Consider the following 17,275-nt stretch of genomic DNA (forward strand, 5'->3'; position numbering starts at 1 on the left):
AAAAAAGCCATTATCTACATCAGAGATAATGGCTTGGAATACATCTTATTTTACTTTCTCAGGCTCAGGATAAGTAACCCCTTTAGTATCTACAGTTACCTTTTTCATAACAGCAGGAGTATTAGGCTTGTCTTGTCCATCTCTTGGAAGATTGACAATCTCATCGACAGCATCCATACCGCTAGTCACTTTACCAAATGCTGCATATTCTCCATCCAATTGAGGAGAGTCAGCTACCATAATAAAGAATTGGGAACCGCCGGAATTAGGATCAGCAGCACGTGCCATCGAAAGAACACCACGTGTATGTTTTAGATCATTTTGTACATTGTTGGACTTGAATTCACCTGCAATGCTGTAGCCAGGTCCACCTGTACCTGCACCATCAGGATCGCCACCTTGAATCATAAATTCAGGAATGACGCGGTGGAAAGTTAAACCGTCATAGAATCCTGATTTCACCAAAGCAATAAAGTTATTCACTGTATTTGGAGCAGCTTTGGGGAACAATTCAATTTCGATCTTTTTACCATTTTCCATTTCTATCGTGACGATAGGGTCATTGGCTTGTTTGAAATCAGCAGAATTGTCTGTTGCTGAAGCTTCTTCAGTTGTGCCTGTTGTTGCTGAGCTGTCTGTACCTGTCGATTCGGTTGTAGAACCGGATTGGTCAGTTGAGGTACTTGTTGAGGTGCTTTCAGTCGTTGTACCTGAAGTGCCTGTTTGTCCGGTGCTGGAACTGCTTGTTCCATTGTTACCACAGCCTGCAATAATCAAAAATAGCGCTGTGAAGATAAGCAAAAAGGCTACATTTTTACGTGATTGACGCAACATCTGAATATCCATCTCCTTTGAGGTCGTTTATAGTGCTCAATGATCGCTTGTGAATCAGCAATTCTTAGTATAAAACGTCTACAGAACAAGATACAAGTTTGGATAAGACCATCTCTATTACCTTTGACGCGAGGTTTTATCTTCATGTTATAAATGATGAGACAAAGCAATAACAGCAGTAATCGTAAATACATTCACTAATGTAGACACTAAGACCGTTTGAGCAGCAAAGTCAGGTTCATTCCGGTACTCTTCTGCCAGAATCGATGTATTCACACCTGTAGGCATCGCAGACGCGATCAGCAGTGCTTGTGCAGGAATGCCATGAATACCTAATACATAGATCAGTAGAAGCCCGATAGCAGGCCCTGCGAATAAGCGTAACGCCATACTTAGATAAATGTCTTTGCGATATAAGCGTAGCGGATACTTTACAATCTGTGCACCAAGCGTGATTAGCGCAATTGCCACCATTGATTGTTGAGCATACGTTAACGGTTGAGCCAGAATCACTGGCAAAGGAATCGCAAACGCATGCATAACCAGACCCAGTAACAGCGCATACGGTACAGGCATTTTCAGAAATCCAACAATCACGCTTCGATAATTACCGTTGAGTCGTGATCCTTGAATCGAAATGACTCCATACGTAAAAGTGAGTAGACTTTGAAGCGACATAATCAATGCTTGCATAGAAGCAGCCAGTGGATCGCCTTTAAAGACTAGATCGTTAATAGGTAAACCATAGTTACCCGAGTTATCGAGCATAATACTGTTGTTAAAAGCGGCTTTTTTCCCTTTGGTATATCCCATCACTTTGGAAGTGGCTGATCCTAAAATATACAAGATCAATACATACAAAGCATAGAAAAAGATAACACTTCCAAGTAATTGAGCAGACATATCGGAATGATAGAGACTCATAAAAACAGCCGCAGGTGTAATACAGTAAAAGTTGATTTTGGCGAGTGTATACAGATCCAACTGGAAAACACGCTGTAATATGGACCCGACCGCAATCAAAACAAAAATCGGTAGAACCACACTGTACAAAATCGTAAAAATCAATCTCTCCACTTCTTTCTTTAATCATTCATTTGGATCTTTTCATTTATGAAAGATCATCATTATGTTTAGGTTTATCGGGTGAAGCAGGTGGTACATCAGCAGAACGGTTATCTAATGGTTCAGTTGAAGATTCATAAGAACGTTCAGGATTGTTCGTTGGTATATTAGCTTCTAGTGGTGGCTCTTGTGATGGAGGTTGTCCATTGTTATCCCGGCGTTTGTAAAATAAACGCGATAATCCCAGTCCAACCACACCTAATATAATAAACAAGATCGCCCGTACGCCAATCGAAATATCTGGAAGATCGATAAAAATAATTTTGAGTAAGGTGAAAAAGATAAACAATATTCCGATAATCCGCAATTTGGATTTCTGAACAACCATACCGATCACAATAATGAGAATCGCATAGATAATCCATGCACTGGAAAGACTCAGATGGCGTACATCAGCATTTTGGAATCGGGAAGCAACGTGTACCAATTGACTAAGGTAGGTCAATCCCAGAATCGCTTCTGCCCACATCAAAATATAACGTTTGCGATACAGTGAGCCATAGACTTTATCTTCTGAATGTACCCATTTTCCAATAATCTGATAGATTGCTGGAATTGTAATGAGTAAGATTAACCAGTTAAAAGCAGATGCAGACCAGAAACGTTCGATCGGAACAAATAATGTCGCTAACAGTGCATACGCATATACAATACAAGCGAGAACCAATTGTAATTTGTTACGGAATCGAAGAGCCAATAAGAACGCTAGTGTACCTTCGACCAAAATAACAGCCATACGAGCAGGGAAATTCGGAATCATATTCAATAACAAAAACCAACCAAAGATCGCCATAGCAGGATAAGCAATGCCGACAGGAGTACGCTTTTGAATACCGGAAGCATACAAGATGCTATACATCAGCGACAAAATAGCAATCATCCAACGTGCGCCTGTCTCACTACCATCGAGATAGTAAATGGTAAGCCATCCGCCCACAAAGGCGAAGCTGGTAAAAAGAACACCTAGTTGCATACTAGTACTGCGCTTTTTCCATAATACAGAAATCGCTAAAATGACAGCATGTTGAATCAAAACAGCTACTACATTTTGTACAGAGAAGCCATACCAGATCATACTTAGTCCAAGCGTAATATGTAGTAAAGCAAATGCCAGGATATAACTGACCCGGAATGAATATTTCATCGCTACCACTAACATGACTGCTGAGAAAATCGTTTCAAATCCAGCAAATATCCATAGATTTGGATCATCAGGAGCAATCAATACAGGCGCAAGATAACCTGCGATCAACGTGATCCCAACAATCGATTGAGAACGCTGACTTAATGCTATATACACTCCAAATACAAGTGCACCGATATACAGTAAAAATGCAAAGATAAACGGAAGCAAGTCATACAACAGATACGATGCAACAATCGACAAAATTAAAATCGCAATCGATCCGCCTAATAACACTTTGCCCAGTGCGGGTCGTTCTTTACTGACCTCACGTTCCCCGAGCCAGTATAATACAGCTGCTACCAGTACGCCGAGAATACAACGAATCGGTTCAGACAAATAGCCTGCTTTGACCACAGCTATAAATCCCCACACAATCCCGAGAATCAATACAACGATAAAAACACGCGGCAACCATACACGCGCAATCAGATGTTCCCAGTCTTTGGGTGGCTTGGGAACAGGCGGTGTGTAAGGCGCTTGTACAGGTGGGCGCTGTGCACCAGCAAATGGTCCTGACTGTGGCTGCGCTTGCGGTCTAGCGTTGTAATTTCCTTTCGGTGGCGGTGCATTCACATAAGCATCTTGCCAGTTCGATGTTGGCGGAGGCGGAGTGAAAGGTGAGCCAGATGGTGGGGGCGGAGCTGTTCGATTAGGAGATACGGGTGGAGGCGAAGCCTGTCTTCGTTGCATTTCTAGTTGCTTCAATTCAGCGACTTCGCGTTCAAGCCTGAGAATACGCTGTTCCAGTTGTTCTACTTTATCGTTATGATCCACAGCAATAGACACTCCTTTACAAATGATTTGATTCACAAATTATACCATAAGCTGTAAAGGTAGAAGATGGATTTACAGGCTATAAAGCGATATATTTAAGATAGCAACTTAAAATAGTAAGGGTGTGACCTTTTGAATAAATGGTTAAATACGATTTTGTTATTGATCGCCTCAGCGGTATTGACACGATTGATCCCTTTTTCATCGTTATTTCGTAATTTGAACACGATGATTCATGAATTTGGACATGCTATGATTACGTTAATTACATCCGGTCAGGTCAGTAGTATAGAGCTGAATGCAGACCATAGTGGAGTGACATATACGACGATAAGTTCTATGTGGAGCGGACTTCCGATCGGATTAGCAGGATATATGGGTTCTTCGATATTTGTGATTGTTTTATTTTATCTGTATCACAAACGCAAGCAAAAAGAAGGCATTGTGTTAACAGGCATTATTGCGCTGATTATGTTGATATTATATGTGCATCATGGATTCGGTCTGTACTGGTTAATCGGATTTGTGATTGTTAGTGGTGTCATGGTGATTGCGCCCGAATGGTTACGTAATGGTTATTATTTGTTGATTCTGTTTTTGACACTAGAAGAATCGGTACTATCCTCGATTACGATTCTGTGGCTTAGTATTACTAGCCCTGCTGGAGCTGGAGATGCCGCTGGACTAGCGCAACAATTCGGGATTCCTGCTGTATTATGGGGTGTGCTTTTTGCAGGCTTTTCATTGTGGTGTGCACACCGTTCTCTTCAATTATTTTGGCGTAAACGAAAACCACCGGTATACCGAGCAGGAGGAGCGCGCAGATGAGTACACCGCTACAGCGTAATCGTCCGTGGGCGATGCATGGCGCAAGTATACAGATCGATCCGTTATTTCCGTATTATGCTAATCGATCCCCGCAAAGTATCGCTGACGAATTAGCGCTTGCTGGATACCGAACAGTTCATTATTTTGTTGTGAATGAGCAACAGGTCGATATCGCACTGGTAGAAGCATTGCAACAGCGAGAAATAGCAGTATGGGCGCTTGTACTAGGAAATGGCACATTCAGTGTAGAACTTGCGCCTAAAGAATGGTCGTCCTGGCGGATGGAATTGCTCAAGCCGATCAATGATGGATTTGAGCGCTTTTCTCACTTTTCAACCGAATATATTCAATGGAAAAAAGAAGTGATCGCTTATCTGGTAGCAAATGTTCCTTTCGATGGAATTGAGATTGCAGAACCTTATTTTCCAGAATGGAACGGAATCGAACGCGGAGTATATGGAGATATTGGACCGCTTGCACAGCAAGCTTTTCTCGACAAATACGGAATGGATATGCCCAACTTTACCCGTTCTTCCGCGGCTAATTATTATACAAAAATTCCTTATATTTATGAGCGCTGGGTTGATATGCGTGTAGAAGCAGTCAATGGATTAATTCATGAAATTATTAATGGCGAGCATGGAGCGAGAGATGTGCGCCCGGATATTAAAGTAGCTACATGGTCATTAGCTGTACGCGATCCTGAAGCCACTCAAAAGCTACGTGAATGGCAAGGGCTGGATGCGCTGGCGATGATCGATCTGGTCAAGCCTGATATGCATATTTTGCAGACGCATTGGCCGGATTGGATGAAGCGTGGTCTACCCTCTAACTATATTCGAGATTATGAAAGTATAGCTGCACCGATCCGAGCATTACATCCCAAATTACCTCTTGGTATTCAAGCAGATATCGGCTCCAAATCCAGTATGATCAAAGGAAGACGTTGGATAGATGAACTGGAACATCATGCCTATGCGCTTGGATATCAGAGCTGGACCGCTTATGAATACCATATTGGTGGGTATATGTATGCAGAGCCTCCTTTACCTTCATCGGGTCTTCGTATAGCACCTGATGAAGTGATGATTATTTATAATAAGCGGATTGATCCACAATCTATTGGTACGGTTACGTTATATCCAGCGATCGGATTGGGTAAATCATATGAGTTGAAAGTCAGTCAATCGGCTGTAGATGGCAATCGGTTATTTTTGCGATTCACGAGGTCGTTACCGAATACCTCTTTTCAATTAGAGATCAAAGATGTGAGTGATACCCCTGATCTATGGTTACTGAAAGGCAAAAAGGCGAATCGTACACCGCGCAAAACAAAAGTATTCATCGTACAGGAAGAGTAAGCGGGAAAAGAGGAATCGAAATGGTGTTGACTACCATTGAATGGTTGATTATTGTAGCGGTTGTTGTCGTTGTTATTCTATTTGTTATTAAGCGTCCTACTCGTGTAGTCAGCTTTGCTGAATCGCCATTGTATAAATGGAATCGGGTAGATCTAAGCGGTATTGTAGTAGCGGGAGATGGCTCACCTTATTACCTGCTAACCAAGCGTGGCAAAAGTAAAAATGTAGTCGTTTATTTTTCCGGTGGAGGGATTAGCTGGGATCGCAATACCGCTTCCAAGCCATTCGGATTGCGTACCTTATTGCATAATCGGGAGTTAGGTTATTATTTTGCCAATATTCCTTTTTACAAAACCGATCTGTTAGGCGGTATGCTGGATAATCATCGTGAAGATAATCCTTTTTACGATTGGACAATTGTCTATATTCCTTATGCGACAGGAGACTTCCATATTGGCAACAATAAAGTAAAGTATAAAGGAAAAGGTAAAATTCATTTTACAGCTCATTACAGTGGTAGACCAAATACGCTAAAAGGATTAGATTGGTTATTCGATCATATTACTGAACCGGATAAATTATTTATCGCAGGAGCTAGTGCAGGCGGATTTGGATCAGCATTCTGGGCTCCTCATATTGCAGAACATTATCCGCATGCCCAAATCTATCATTATGCAGATGGTTCTTATTTATCGTCTCATCAGTGGCATCATATTATTGATGAAGTGTGGCAATCCAAATTTGAGCAGCATTTCGGCTATCCGATCGAAGAAGATATTATTGCAGCGGCATTTCGTTACAATGCACAGAAGCTTCCAGCGAATACGATCTTGCTACAATCCAATACGTTATATGATAAAGTCTTACCTTCCTATGAAGCTGTACTGAATCAGCAGACAATCGGATTAGTGAGTGGAGACGATGTTATGACGCAGAGCTGGTCTCAAGGTATGCTTGATTCTGCCGGACAACTGGATCAAGAGTTAGACAATTATTATTACTTTGTGACCGATTATGGGGTGGGTACGAAGAAACGAAGTACACCGCATACTCTATCACCATCACGCGTTTTTTACACTGCTGAAGAAAGTGGTGTGAAATTAAGCCGTTGGTTGGGAGACATTATTAACAAAGATAAACTGTATTCTGTAGGAAAAGAATTTGTAGAATCTCCTATGGGCAAATAAACTCAAAAGCGCTGAACATCAGGTTCAACGCTTTTTTTATTATCAATCCACATCAAAACGGGTAAACTAACAATAACCCTATACTCTGGAGAAAATAAGGATGTGACCGTATGCTACATTCATTAACTGCTATAGACAATTATCGTAATCTTGGTTATTTATCTACCGATAATCCATATCTCTGGCTACATTATTTGGTATCCGCTGAAGAACGGATTGTGAATCTAGAACGTGTAACGACTTTGCAAGAATTAAGCAATGCCAATCCTGTACTGGATTATGTAGAACGTACATTACGCATTCTGGATCAATTGCGAGTATCGTACTGGCAAAAAGAGCTGATCGAAGAAGTGCTGATATGGTCTGAAACAGCCAAAGGCGGAACGATGCGTGAACGGATACGCTGGCAAGAACAAGGCATTAATTTATTTGTACATAATGAAGGCTCGGCAGAATTGTATATGCATGCTTCTGCTGATCCACAGCAAGAACGTACTCAATTAGTGACTACGTTGATTCGGACACATGGACTAATCGGTCAATGTCTGCGTGGAGAAGTACCTTTTGCAGAAAATGTCCCGTTAACTGATCAAGTCAGTCATGGCGTTTTATCACCAGAAGAAATGAAAACGACTTTACTGATACTGAACCGTTGTATTATAGAAGCCGTTTCGTCAGAATTATGGCAACAAGTACAAGATGATGTGCTTGCATTGATCCAACCGATTGTCTATCAAGAGCAACCTTTAGATTGGACAACCGAAGATCGGATACTGCGCTTACGGGCTGCCAGTATTCATAAAGGAGAAAATACAGTTGAAAGTCTACACCAACTGAATGCACAGATTAATCTAGAGCAATCTTTTGCATTGCTTGACCATCAGACGTTCTGGTATGTAGAAGCCGCATTACAAGATTTCTCTTTTGAAGAGTTTGCCAAAATATTCACATTGATCAGTCATATCGTTCCTAAAGATGTACGCCATATCAGTTTTGAACGATTAATGAATACGATGTATTACGATTATAAAGGCATCAAAAAAGTAAATGTCTACAAAAAAAGAATGATTGAGAAAGTGTTGGCAGAGTGCTCTTGGGATCAATTATCTACAGGCACATGGGGACAAGATAGTCCGCATTTGAGTTATGAATGTGTGCAAGAGCCTCATATTGCGGATACAGTCTTTTTTAACTTTGTTTTTTCACCAGCGGCAGAGAAATTAATTGAATTCTGTATCGAAGCAGAAAAGTCACCGCTATACGAGAAAGCTGTCTTGTTATTATTTGATCTATTTGGATTACGGCGTGATGCTTATGATCGTTTTCATAATGAAGAAAGTTATCTTGAAATGATGAATCAGACGGTCGATTATAAGCGTATATTGCTCCGTTATATAGTCGGCGAGACGATTATAGATATCGGACCAGGTGGCGGTGTGATGCTAGACTTGATCGAAGAAGAATGGTCGGATAAACGTGCGATCGGTATCGATATTTCGGAAAATGTGATCGAAGCTTTACAACGTAAAAAGCAATTAGAAGGTCGCTCGTGGGAAGTAATGAAAGGCGATGCGCTAGCATTACGAGAAATTGTTGAACCTGGCAGTGTGGATAGTGTGTTATTTTCGTCGATTTTACATGAGTTATATTCATACGTTCCATTTAACGGGCATAAGTTCAATCTGGAAACGGTCGCTGCGGCTTTATCCAGTGCGTATGATGTTCTTTCTACAGGTGGACGCATTATTATTCGGGATGGCATTATGACCGAACCGACAGGGCAGAAGCGCCGCATTCAGTTTTTGCAAGATGATGGTCTGTCCGCATTAGAACGATATGCTCAAGATTTTGTCGGTCGTTCGATTGAGTATGAAGTGACAGGAGAGCAAGAAGTGATGATGCTTGTAAATGATGCGATGGAATTTCTATATACGTACACATGGGGAGAAGAAGCTTATGTGCATGAAGTACAGGAGCAGTTCGGGTATATGACACCTTCTCAATATCGTACTTTTATCGAGCAGACTTTAGGAGCACAAGCACATATTGTTCATTTAGAATCTTTTTTACAAGCCGGTTATACCGAAGCATTACAACCAAAAGTAAACATAACAGATGAGTGGGGCGAATCTGTTCCTTTGCCAGATAGTACCTGTATTATCGTGATTGAAAAAACCTAATATACAATCAAAAAGAACCTTTCCTGTAATCAATAAGGAAAAGGTTCTTTTTGGTGTATAGACTCTATTCTATTTCAGGTTTATCTTTGTCTTCTTCATGACGTGGTAATTCATTATCATGCGGAAGCTCGTTATCGATCACTCTTTTTTGAATTTCATCCGGTGCTGAATCGGGAAAAGAATCTTCTTTGAACAATCCAAATTCATCATCATTATCGCGTTCAGTCACCAGGTTTTTCTTTTCTTTATCCTGATCTTTATCATGAGTACTCATCGTAGATTCCTCCTTGTTACTATCTTAACGTCCGTAACGGTCTGGTTCGTCTTCGCCTGTTGATCCGTTTAAGATATCCGTTCCATGTGCATCTTGATCTTCTAAAGGGACAGCCGCCGGATCGACAGGAGTCTCTCCATCTAACAGATCAGCATCTGGAATGTCTGGGAACTCATCATCCATCGTAACATCTTCCAAATCTGTAAGTGGATCGCTATTCAAGTCGTTTCCTGTATCAATCGGCGTCTCAGCTACATCTAGATCAATACTGTATGGAGACACGTCATGCTCATCTTCAAGTTCTGCATTAGCTTCACGTACAGCCACATCTTCACTTGTAATTGGTTGAATACCTTCTTCATCACGCATCGTAGGATTAATAATATCTAGATCGTTTTCAGGAATCGTACGCAATTCATCTTCTACATCCGAAGTGACAGGTTCAGTCGTCCGGTATCTATTGTATTCCTGCGCCGCAGCATCTCTATTATCATCAAATGGTTTGTTCATTATCATTCATCTCCCTTAACGTTATAAATATATCTATTTTGAATTCACGTATTGATTTGGCTTACATGTACTTTACCCGAATTTATAATATTGCAATCGCTCTCTTATAAATTGTTATTCATTCCTTATAAAAGATAATGAATTTGGAGAATAGGTTAAACAAGAGTAGAATGTAAGATATTTAAGCGGTGTGATGGAAAGGACGTGCAGGCATAAGTGGTAGCTATCGAGAACTTTTCATGGAAACGGAATTTAGTTGTACTGTGGTTAGGAGTCTTTTTTTGTAGTACAGCGTACTCTATCTCTATCCCATTTCTACCTATTTTTCTAAAAGCCGATCTGGGCGTAACAAGCAATTTAGAGATATGGTCAGGGATTGCGTTTGGGATTACTTTTTTGGCGAGTGCGTTAATTTCACCATTCTGGGGATCATTATCGGATAAATACGGACGGAAACCGATGCTGATTCGTTCAGGTTTTAGTCTAGCGGCTCTATACTTGATTAATTATTTTGTAACAGACCCTTATTTATTTTTGGTGGTGCGTATTTTTCAAGGATTGCTTGCAGGGTTTGTACCAGCATCGATTGCTCTTGTCGGCACCAACACACCGGAAAATAAAACCGGTTATGCACTGGGAGTCATGGCAACCTCAGGCGCAACAGGTACGATTATAGGCCCGCTGATTGGCGGAGTTGTGAGTTATTATTTTGGTAATCGCAATACATTTTTATTTTCAGCAGCAATTGTATTGATCGCAGCTCTTATCGCTACCTTTTGGGCAAAAGAACATAATTTTAATCGTTCAGCTAAGCGTTCTCATGTTCGTGATGATCTCAAGCAAGCCGCAGGGAATCCTATATTTGTAGCGCTATTGATATTGGCGGGCATCAGCACCTTTTCAATTATGATTTTGGAACCGCTGATTACGATCTATGTACAAAGTTTGGGAGTATCGAACAATAATGCTTCATTAAGTTCAGGAATTGTGTTCTCCGCTGTCGGTGTAGCTACATTAATTATGGCTCCACGCTGGGGTAAAGTAGGTGGTAAAATAGGATACGGTAAAATCTTATTTATCGGCTTATTAGGAAGCGGTATCGGAAATCTGTTACAATTTTTCTTTACGAGTATCTGGGGATTTGGTATATTGCGATTTGCGTATGGATTATTTTATGCGGCAGTATTACCATCGATCAATGCTTTAATTGTCAAAGTCACACCGTCTGATTTTCGCGGTAGAGCTTTTGGATTGAATCAATCTGCTTCCCAGATCGCTACGATGGCAGGGCCGATTATCGGTGGTCTGCTCGGACACTGGATTGATATTCGCTGGGTGTTTGTGATCAATGGGGTTATGTTATTGATCTGCGCGCTTTTTGTGAAGCGACGTAGTTGGGAAATTCCTGTACTGGAGAATTCCTCTGAATCAATTGGTAAAGTACCTCATTCATAAATACAATTAAGTTCACACAGAGGAACAGAATACTACAATCTAAATCAATAGTAATGATGGAATACAATATGGAGGTCTGTATGGCAAAGTCAAAATATTATGTAGTATGGGAAGGGCATCGTCCAGGAATCTATACCTCTTGGGCAGATTGTCAGCAACATACTAATGGATACAAAGATGCTAAATATAAATCATATGAAACGCTTGCTGAAGCTGAAAAAGTATATGCAGAAGGCTGGAAAAAGCACTGGGGACAGGGCAAAAGTATTTCTTCTAGCAGCTCAACTAGCGGTAATAGTTATAATAAGCGTACTTCGTCTTCAGCCACCATTTCTAAAGATCTAATAGACTACGATAGTATATCAGTAGATGTAGGCACACGTGGTAATCCGGGGCCTGTAGAATATCAGGGAGTGGATACACAGACAGGTAAAGTCATCTTCACTTGTGGCCCGATTGCCAAAGGAACAAATAATCTAGGGGAATTTCTAGCGATTGTTCACGCGCTTGCTTATCTGCATCGTCAAGGTAGTAGCAAAACAATCTATAGTGATTCTGCTAATGCGCTGAAATGGGTAAAGCAAAAAAAGGCAGTCTCTACACTGATTCGTGATGAATCTACCGCTGAGATTTGGAATTTGGTGGATCGTGCAGAACAATGGCTACGTACACATAAGTATGATAATAAGATTTTGAAATGGGAAACAAAAAGCTGGGGCGAGATCAAAGCCGATTATGGACGCAAATAGGATCAGAATAATAAAAAAACATCAAAAAGATACCTGTTTTCACAATATGTGCGAAAACAGGTATCTTTTTGTATGAATGATAGGGGTTAACCTATATTATTCTTCTTGCTTATCATTGCTGATATGAGCTGCATCTGATTCAGGATCTTCTGGATCAGCACTTGGATGCGGACCTGCATCTTCTTCATCAGCAAGCTGTCCAAACAAAGGATTATCCATCTTTTCCGGTAAAATCACAGCCTTTTTAGCATCTTCAGGCAGTTCTTCTTCGGTATTTGTTTGGGAATCTTCATCATTTAAAATCGTGTTGCGTGTCTTCCAAAATACGTCATCGTAATGTTTGTCGTCTGTCATTAGTAAATCCCTCCAATACGTCCGTATATCAATAGTGCTTACCCTAGTCTGTCGCTGACCAAACGGTATCGGTATTATTTTATAAATAAAAGTTCATTATTTATTAGTCATTTGTATCCTATATCAACAACTGAAGCATAATGTAAATATACGTGAAGTAATATAGAATAATATGCAAAATCAGTCGATAGAGCAAGCATTTTGAAATGTTTTGTAGATGGTGTATCATTGTAAAATTAATAGTATCTCTGAAGTAAGAGAGCAAGTATAATAGATAAAGGTGGGTATATTTTCCAAACGAATATGTATTACATAGTTTATTTATAATGAGGTGCTGAAATGAAGATTCTGTCCAAAGCCTTAATCGGGGTTTTAATCGCAGTTATAGTGGTCGTCTTGGCGTTATCTTTATTTTCAACTCAAAGTGAAAAACGAACAGGTCATTCTATTAATTACTGGCAAATTAAATGGCAATCGCAAAATACGTTAACATCCAAACCATGGGATAGTGATCAAGATAGCCCCTGGATTTCATCTGAAATTATGAAAGATGGCAAACCGGTGAATAGTTCATCAGCATGGATTCGTATTCCTTTGCCTGAATTATCGTGGAATACAGCCGGTGTATTGATTCCGGAACTGAATGGTAAGCATATTATTGTGTATTTGGATCAAGATAAGATTTTTGAATCGAAACGTAGTTATGCCTATGAACAAAATCAATTGTTATTACCACTAACCAAACAAGATTCTTACAAGTTGCTGTATATCTGGGTAGAATCGGCGCGCGAACAGATTAGTCTGAAGCAAGGCATTATGGTTGGCGATTATCAAGATATGTTGATTTCTTATGTTAGCTCGGATCTGATTGATGTGGTACTGGGTAGTGCTTGTATTTTTATCTCTCTGGTCATGGTGATCTGTTCTGTATTTTTACGACGAGATCAATTAAGAATGTGGCTTAGTCTAGCAGCCATTATTCTTTCTCTTGGCATATTAGTGGTAACTTACTCGCCATTTTTGTTTACTTTTTACCCGACTTATTACAAATTGTATTCGGTTTTACTCGATTTGAGCTTATTTATCTTATTACCTGCGTTGCTTTACTTTTTTGAATGTGTGTTTGGTAGTGGTTACAAAGGCATCATTACTAAAATGAAAAAAATCCAATACGCCTATTCGTTTATCTGTGTAATGGCAATGATTTTTAACATTTTAACAAATGAACGATACTTTGCAGTCTACTACTTTATTTCTGTCAAAACATTAGGTATTCTGTTAATTCTTCAATTATTGATTTTGATGGTCGTAGCAGTAACGTATGCTTTTCGCAAAAACAAAGATGCAATCTTATTCGCTTCCGGCTTTTCTATTTTCGCTTTAATCAGCGGGGGAGAATTAACATGGTTTTATATTCAAGCTGGAAGTTATAGTGTAACCCTCTGGAAATGGGGCGTAATGATCTTTGTGATTTCACTAATATCTGTGATGGCAAGACGATTTGCTCAAAATCATCAACAGATGGTGCTCTACTCCAGTCGCTTAGAATTATTTAACAATGAACTTCAGCGCTCAGAAAAAATGGACATTATCAGCGAACTTGCCGCTTCTGTAGCTCATGAAGTACGCAATCCGTTACAAGTGACACGTGGATTTTTGCAATTGTTACAAATGAATACAGATGATAAAGGACGAGAGCATCTCAAGATTGCCTTAGAAGAACTCGACCGCGCATCAGCGATTATTACAGACTTTTTAACATTTGCCAAACCTGAATTTGATAAAGTTAATACACTTAATTTGGCACAAGAATTCCAACATATCGAAGGGATTATGCGACCACTTGCTACATTAGCAGGAGGAACGATCACTATGAATATCCCTGAAAATATTGATATCCGGGGCAATTCTTCCAAGTTCAAGCAAGCTTTAATTAATATTGTGAAAAATAGTATAGAAGCTTTACCTGAAGAAGGTAAGATTCATATCTGGGCAGAACAAAATGACAAAGAAATTGAAATTCATATTCAAGATAACGGAAGTGGTATGACAGAAGAAGAGTTAAAACGATTAGGAGAACCATACTTTTCGAATAAAACCAAAGGAACAGGCCTGGGGCTGATGGTGACTTTTCGCATTATAGAAGCACTCGGGGGAGTATTAGAATTTAAAAGTAAAAAGAATGTAGGCACAGAAGCTGTTATTCATCTTCCAGCAGCGGACCCGCAAGTCTAAGGGGTTCGCTGCCAGAAGGTTGTAACAGTTTTTTTGTGTACGATTGTATGACATGTATAAGTATAGAAAACCATATTAACAATACAAGGGGAATATTACCAACCAGCGTCAACTTTCACTTTAGCGTCAGCCATCATAGATGAAGGCTTTGGAGGAATTACCAGATAGAATTCATCGCTTTTTTCTTCAACTGTTTTGAGTTGCACATGTTCTGGAAAAGAAATACCCAAGACATCTTTCAATGCTGATTTTGGATCGGTTTTTAACATCTCCATAAAACTAGGGTCTTCCCACGCCTTTTGAATAACTTGTGCTTGAAAAATAGCTTGGCTGGACATATTAATCTTCCTCCCTTAAATGGTTATAATTACCTATTCAGTGTATCATGTCTAATTCTAAAAATCTATGAAGATGTAAGGTCTTTTTGAATAAAGTATAGTAAGCTTCCCTGTAAAAGGGTATTTCGAGCTTCATGGATAGAGGTGGCTGCTTCATGCAATTGCTCAATTAAATAATTCCGAAATGCAATTAAAGAGTCGGATACAAACAATGAAGGATCACTGGTAAAAGAAGATTGTGCATACTGAGCATACCGACGAATAACTTCTTGATCATAGATCGCTTGCTGCACTTGTACCGCAGTAACTTTATCTGAAAATAAAGCTTGATGATGCTCGACTGCCTCATAGCGAATAAAAGCGAGCAAGCAATTGTAATTGCGTTCGATCATATCTTCTTGCCAATCGCTAAGATCATCATTCATTTGTAATACAATCAAAGCTTGATCCAATTGTTGTAATAGATCAGGTAACATATACATACAGTCCAATTGAAGCAACATCGCAATTAAAGAAATCTTCAATGGACTCACTTTACTTGCAATTTGTTGTGGTTGTTCAAACAAATAATCGGCATCGGCTTCATTGTATACAGCGCTTGCCCACTCGGCTAAAAACTGCTTATAGTATTGCCAGAACGAAGAGTTGTTACCTAGATTTTCTCCACAGATACTTACAAATTCATTCCAGAATAACTGACTAAGCGGGATCAGATCATGTAATTGATCTGTTGATAAATTAGGTGTATCCATAAGATCATCTTGAATAAAAAAATGAAGCATACAAAAAATATTAGCAACACCCATACGATGCGATAATTCAGGCAACGATTGCAGGTGAAGGGAAGAAACAGTAGCTGAAGAGGGATGACTCACTGCTTTAGCCGTATGAACTTGAATCGTTTCGGCTATCCAGAAAGGTAACAAATAACAGACATAATTTTTGGTGCTATGTTTTTGTCGGATATCAAATTTGTCTAGATAGGCTAATCCTAATTCATGTAGTGGCTTTGGAAAATGGGCTACTTTTTGCTTCGCTTCCTCAAAGACAGCATCTAATTGAAGTTCAAATGGTTTTAACCAAAGCATTAGCTTCCACTCCTCAAATTCTTATATAAGCAAAGAACTTTTTACAGGTAGTATACGACATCATTTGAATATATTGGATGTTCATGTGTTATTATATCGAACTTTATACACGTTGACTAACAAAATTATCAATAATACATGTATGATATTGTCGAAAATCATACATATAGCCTGAGTAGATAGACATATTCATAAAGATAAAAAATAAATTGCTAGGGAATAGATACAAAAAGTGAATACCGCTCGTCTTTCTTATAGCTGCAGCGGAAAGGAGCATGACAACATGGACATTCCGGAACCGGAACAATTTCAACAGATATTTTATGAACATTATCCAATCGTCAAACGTAAACTTCATGCATTATTACGTGACGAAGCTATAGCCGATGATCTGGCACAGGAAGTCTTTCTCCGTCTATATCGCAATCCACCCGATGATCCGCAAGCGATAGGGGCTTGGCTACACAGAGTTCTGACCCGGATTGCTTATGATTATATGGATAAAAAGGCAAGAGAACGCCGACTGCAAAATAAACAAGAACAATACTATGATCTTCAACACTCTCCACCTTCGGGTGAGGATATCGTGATACAGCAAATGGAACAAGAAGAGGTACAAGAATGGCTGGAACAATTACCTCAACGGGATAGGCAAGCTTTACTCATGAAATACTCGGGTTACAGTTACGCAGAGATCGCTGAAGAACTTCAATTAAAGCAACCTATTGTCGGTACATTACTACATCGGGCAACCAATAAATTACGTAAAAAAATGCTACGGTCTACGTAAATAAAGA

The 17,275-nt window shown here is 39.7% G+C and carries 16 protein-coding genes; 8 read left to right on the forward strand and 8 right to left on the reverse strand.

Features of this window, described 5'->3' with window-relative positions; translation table 11 throughout:
• Positions 1–45: 45 nt before the first annotated feature.
• From PQ456_RS04880 to PQ456_RS04890, 3 genes are all read right to left on the reverse strand, one after another.
• Positions 46–834, reverse strand: coding sequence for a peptidylprolyl isomerase (locus PQ456_RS04880; RefSeq protein ID WP_273615129.1), 789 nt, complete (start codon positions 832–834; stop codon positions 46–48).
• 147 nt (positions 835–981) lie between these two features.
• On the reverse strand, positions 982–1,902 hold the full coding sequence (locus tag PQ456_RS04885) for an AEC family transporter (protein ID WP_273615130.1): 921 nt from the start codon (positions 1,900–1,902) through the stop codon (positions 982–984).
• 43 nt (positions 1,903–1,945) lie between these two features.
• Positions 1,946–3,919 (reverse strand): DUF2339 domain-containing protein, encoded by a 1,974-nt coding sequence (locus PQ456_RS04890; RefSeq protein ID WP_273615131.1) that lies wholly within the window; start codon positions 3,917–3,919, stop codon positions 1,946–1,948.
• A gap of 132 nt (positions 3,920–4,051) precedes the next feature.
• Between PQ456_RS04890 and PQ456_RS04895 the strand changes: the two genes are divergently transcribed.
• From PQ456_RS04895 to PQ456_RS04910, 4 genes are all read left to right on the forward strand, one after another.
• Positions 4,052–4,747 carry a M50 family metallopeptidase gene (locus PQ456_RS04895; RefSeq protein WP_273615132.1) on the forward strand — a complete coding sequence of 232 codons (696 nt, stop codon included), beginning with the start codon at positions 4,052–4,054 and terminating at the stop codon, positions 4,745–4,747.
• Positions 4,744–6,108 carry an N-acyl-D-glucosamine 2-epimerase gene (locus PQ456_RS04900; RefSeq protein WP_273615133.1) on the forward strand — a complete coding sequence of 455 codons (1,365 nt, stop codon included), beginning with the start codon at positions 4,744–4,746 and terminating at the stop codon, positions 6,106–6,108. Before PQ456_RS04895 ends, PQ456_RS04900 begins: the two co-directional genes overlap by 4 nt.
• Before the next feature lie 20 nt (positions 6,109–6,128).
• The gene (locus PQ456_RS04905) at positions 6,129–7,295 is read left to right on the forward strand and encodes a pectin acetylesterase-family hydrolase (RefSeq protein WP_273615134.1); all 1,167 of its coding nucleotides are present in this window, start codon (positions 6,129–6,131) and stop codon (positions 7,293–7,295) included.
• Positions 7,296–7,405: 110 nt separating this feature from the next.
• Complete coding sequence (locus PQ456_RS04910) at positions 7,406–9,475, forward strand: class I SAM-dependent methyltransferase (protein ID WP_273615135.1); 2,070 nt, start codon at positions 7,406–7,408, stop codon at positions 9,473–9,475.
• A gap of 64 nt (positions 9,476–9,539) precedes the next feature.
• On the opposite strand, the gene PQ456_RS04915 is transcribed toward PQ456_RS04910, so the two are convergent.
• Both PQ456_RS04915 and PQ456_RS04920 read right to left on the reverse strand, forming a co-directional pair.
• Positions 9,540–9,749: a hypothetical protein gene (locus PQ456_RS04915; protein ID WP_273615136.1), complete on the reverse strand. Its 210-nt coding sequence runs from the start codon at positions 9,747–9,749 to the stop codon at positions 9,540–9,542.
• Between the two features lie 24 nt (positions 9,750–9,773).
• On the reverse strand, positions 9,774–10,259 hold the full coding sequence (locus PQ456_RS04920; RefSeq protein ID WP_273615137.1) for a hypothetical protein: 486 nt from the start codon (positions 10,257–10,259) through the stop codon (positions 9,774–9,776).
• Between the two features lie 216 nt (positions 10,260–10,475).
• Here PQ456_RS04920 and PQ456_RS04925 point away from each other — a divergent pair, with 216 nt between their 5' ends.
• Positions 10,476–11,714 (forward strand): MFS transporter, encoded by a 1,239-nt coding sequence (locus PQ456_RS04925; protein ID WP_420540641.1) that lies wholly within the window; start codon positions 10,476–10,478, stop codon positions 11,712–11,714.
• 80 nt (positions 11,715–11,794) lie between these two features.
• Positions 11,795–12,463: a ribonuclease H gene (rnhA, locus tag PQ456_RS04930; protein WP_273615138.1), complete on the forward strand. Its 669-nt coding sequence runs from the start codon at positions 11,795–11,797 to the stop codon at positions 12,461–12,463.
• A gap of 96 nt (positions 12,464–12,559) precedes the next feature.
• Here rnhA and PQ456_RS04935 read toward each other — a convergent pair whose 3' ends face one another.
• On the reverse strand, positions 12,560–12,817 hold the full coding sequence (locus PQ456_RS04935; protein ID WP_273615139.1) for a hypothetical protein: 258 nt from the start codon (positions 12,815–12,817) through the stop codon (positions 12,560–12,562).
• Between the two features lie 339 nt (positions 12,818–13,156).
• Here PQ456_RS04935 and PQ456_RS04940 point away from each other — a divergent pair, with 339 nt between their 5' ends.
• Positions 13,157–15,052: a sensor histidine kinase gene (locus tag PQ456_RS04940; protein WP_273615140.1), complete on the forward strand. Its 1,896-nt coding sequence runs from the start codon at positions 13,157–13,159 to the stop codon at positions 15,050–15,052.
• Positions 15,053–15,147: 95 nt separating this feature from the next.
• Here PQ456_RS04940 and PQ456_RS04945 read toward each other — a convergent pair whose 3' ends face one another.
• Together PQ456_RS04945 and PQ456_RS04950 are read right to left on the reverse strand one after the other, a co-directional pair.
• Positions 15,148–15,390: an NHLP leader peptide family RiPP precursor gene (locus PQ456_RS04945; RefSeq protein ID WP_204825378.1), complete on the reverse strand. Its 243-nt coding sequence runs from the start codon at positions 15,388–15,390 to the stop codon at positions 15,148–15,150.
• A 65-nt stretch (positions 15,391–15,455) separates the two neighbouring features.
• Positions 15,456–16,478 (reverse strand): hypothetical protein, encoded by a 1,023-nt coding sequence (locus PQ456_RS04950; protein WP_273615141.1) that lies wholly within the window; start codon positions 16,476–16,478, stop codon positions 15,456–15,458.
• A gap of 283 nt (positions 16,479–16,761) precedes the next feature.
• Here PQ456_RS04950 and PQ456_RS04955 point away from each other — a divergent pair, with 283 nt between their 5' ends.
• Positions 16,762–17,268 (forward strand): sigma-70 family RNA polymerase sigma factor, encoded by a 507-nt coding sequence (locus tag PQ456_RS04955; RefSeq protein WP_273615142.1) that lies wholly within the window; start codon positions 16,762–16,764, stop codon positions 17,266–17,268.
• Positions 17,269–17,275 lie beyond the last annotated feature (7 nt).

The sequence above is a fragment of the Paenibacillus kyungheensis genome, from assembly GCF_028606985.1.
GTDB classification, from domain to species: Bacteria; Bacillota; Bacilli; order Paenibacillales; family Paenibacillaceae; genus Saccharibacillus; species Saccharibacillus kyungheensis.

Excerpts from the sequence above, each read along its gene's own strand:
- PQ456_RS04950 (WP_273615141.1), bottom strand. The coding sequence starts at position 16,478 with ATGCTTTGGTTAAAACCATTTGAACTTCAATTAGATGCTGTCTTTGAG.
- PQ456_RS04945 (WP_204825378.1), bottom strand. The coding sequence starts at position 15,390 with ATGTCCAGCCAAGCTATTTTTCAAGCACAAGTTATTCAAAAGGCGTGG.
- PQ456_RS04920 (WP_273615137.1), bottom strand. The coding sequence starts at position 10,259 with ATGAACAAACCATTTGATGATAATAGAGATGCTGCGGCGCAGGAATAC.
- PQ456_RS04905 (WP_273615134.1), top strand. The coding sequence starts at position 6,129 with ATGGTGTTGACTACCATTGAATGGTTGATTATTGTAGCGGTTGTTGTC.
- PQ456_RS04880 (WP_273615129.1), bottom strand. The coding sequence starts at position 834 with ATGTTGCGTCAATCACGTAAAAATGTAGCCTTTTTGCTTATCTTCACA.
- PQ456_RS04940 (WP_273615140.1), top strand. The coding sequence starts at position 13,157 with ATGAAGATTCTGTCCAAAGCCTTAATCGGGGTTTTAATCGCAGTTATA.
- rnhA (WP_273615138.1), top strand. The coding sequence starts at position 11,795 with ATGGCAAAGTCAAAATATTATGTAGTATGGGAAGGGCATCGTCCAGGA.
- PQ456_RS04910 (WP_273615135.1), top strand. The coding sequence starts at position 7,406 with ATGCTACATTCATTAACTGCTATAGACAATTATCGTAATCTTGGTTAT.
- PQ456_RS04900 (WP_273615133.1), top strand. The coding sequence starts at position 4,744 with ATGAGTACACCGCTACAGCGTAATCGTCCGTGGGCGATGCATGGCGCA.
- PQ456_RS04955 (WP_273615142.1), top strand. The coding sequence starts at position 16,762 with ATGGACATTCCGGAACCGGAACAATTTCAACAGATATTTTATGAACAT.
- PQ456_RS04915 (WP_273615136.1), bottom strand. The coding sequence starts at position 9,749 with ATGAGTACTCATGATAAAGATCAGGATAAAGAAAAGAAAAACCTGGTG.
- PQ456_RS04935 (WP_273615139.1), bottom strand. The coding sequence starts at position 12,817 with ATGACAGACGACAAACATTACGATGACGTATTTTGGAAGACACGCAAC.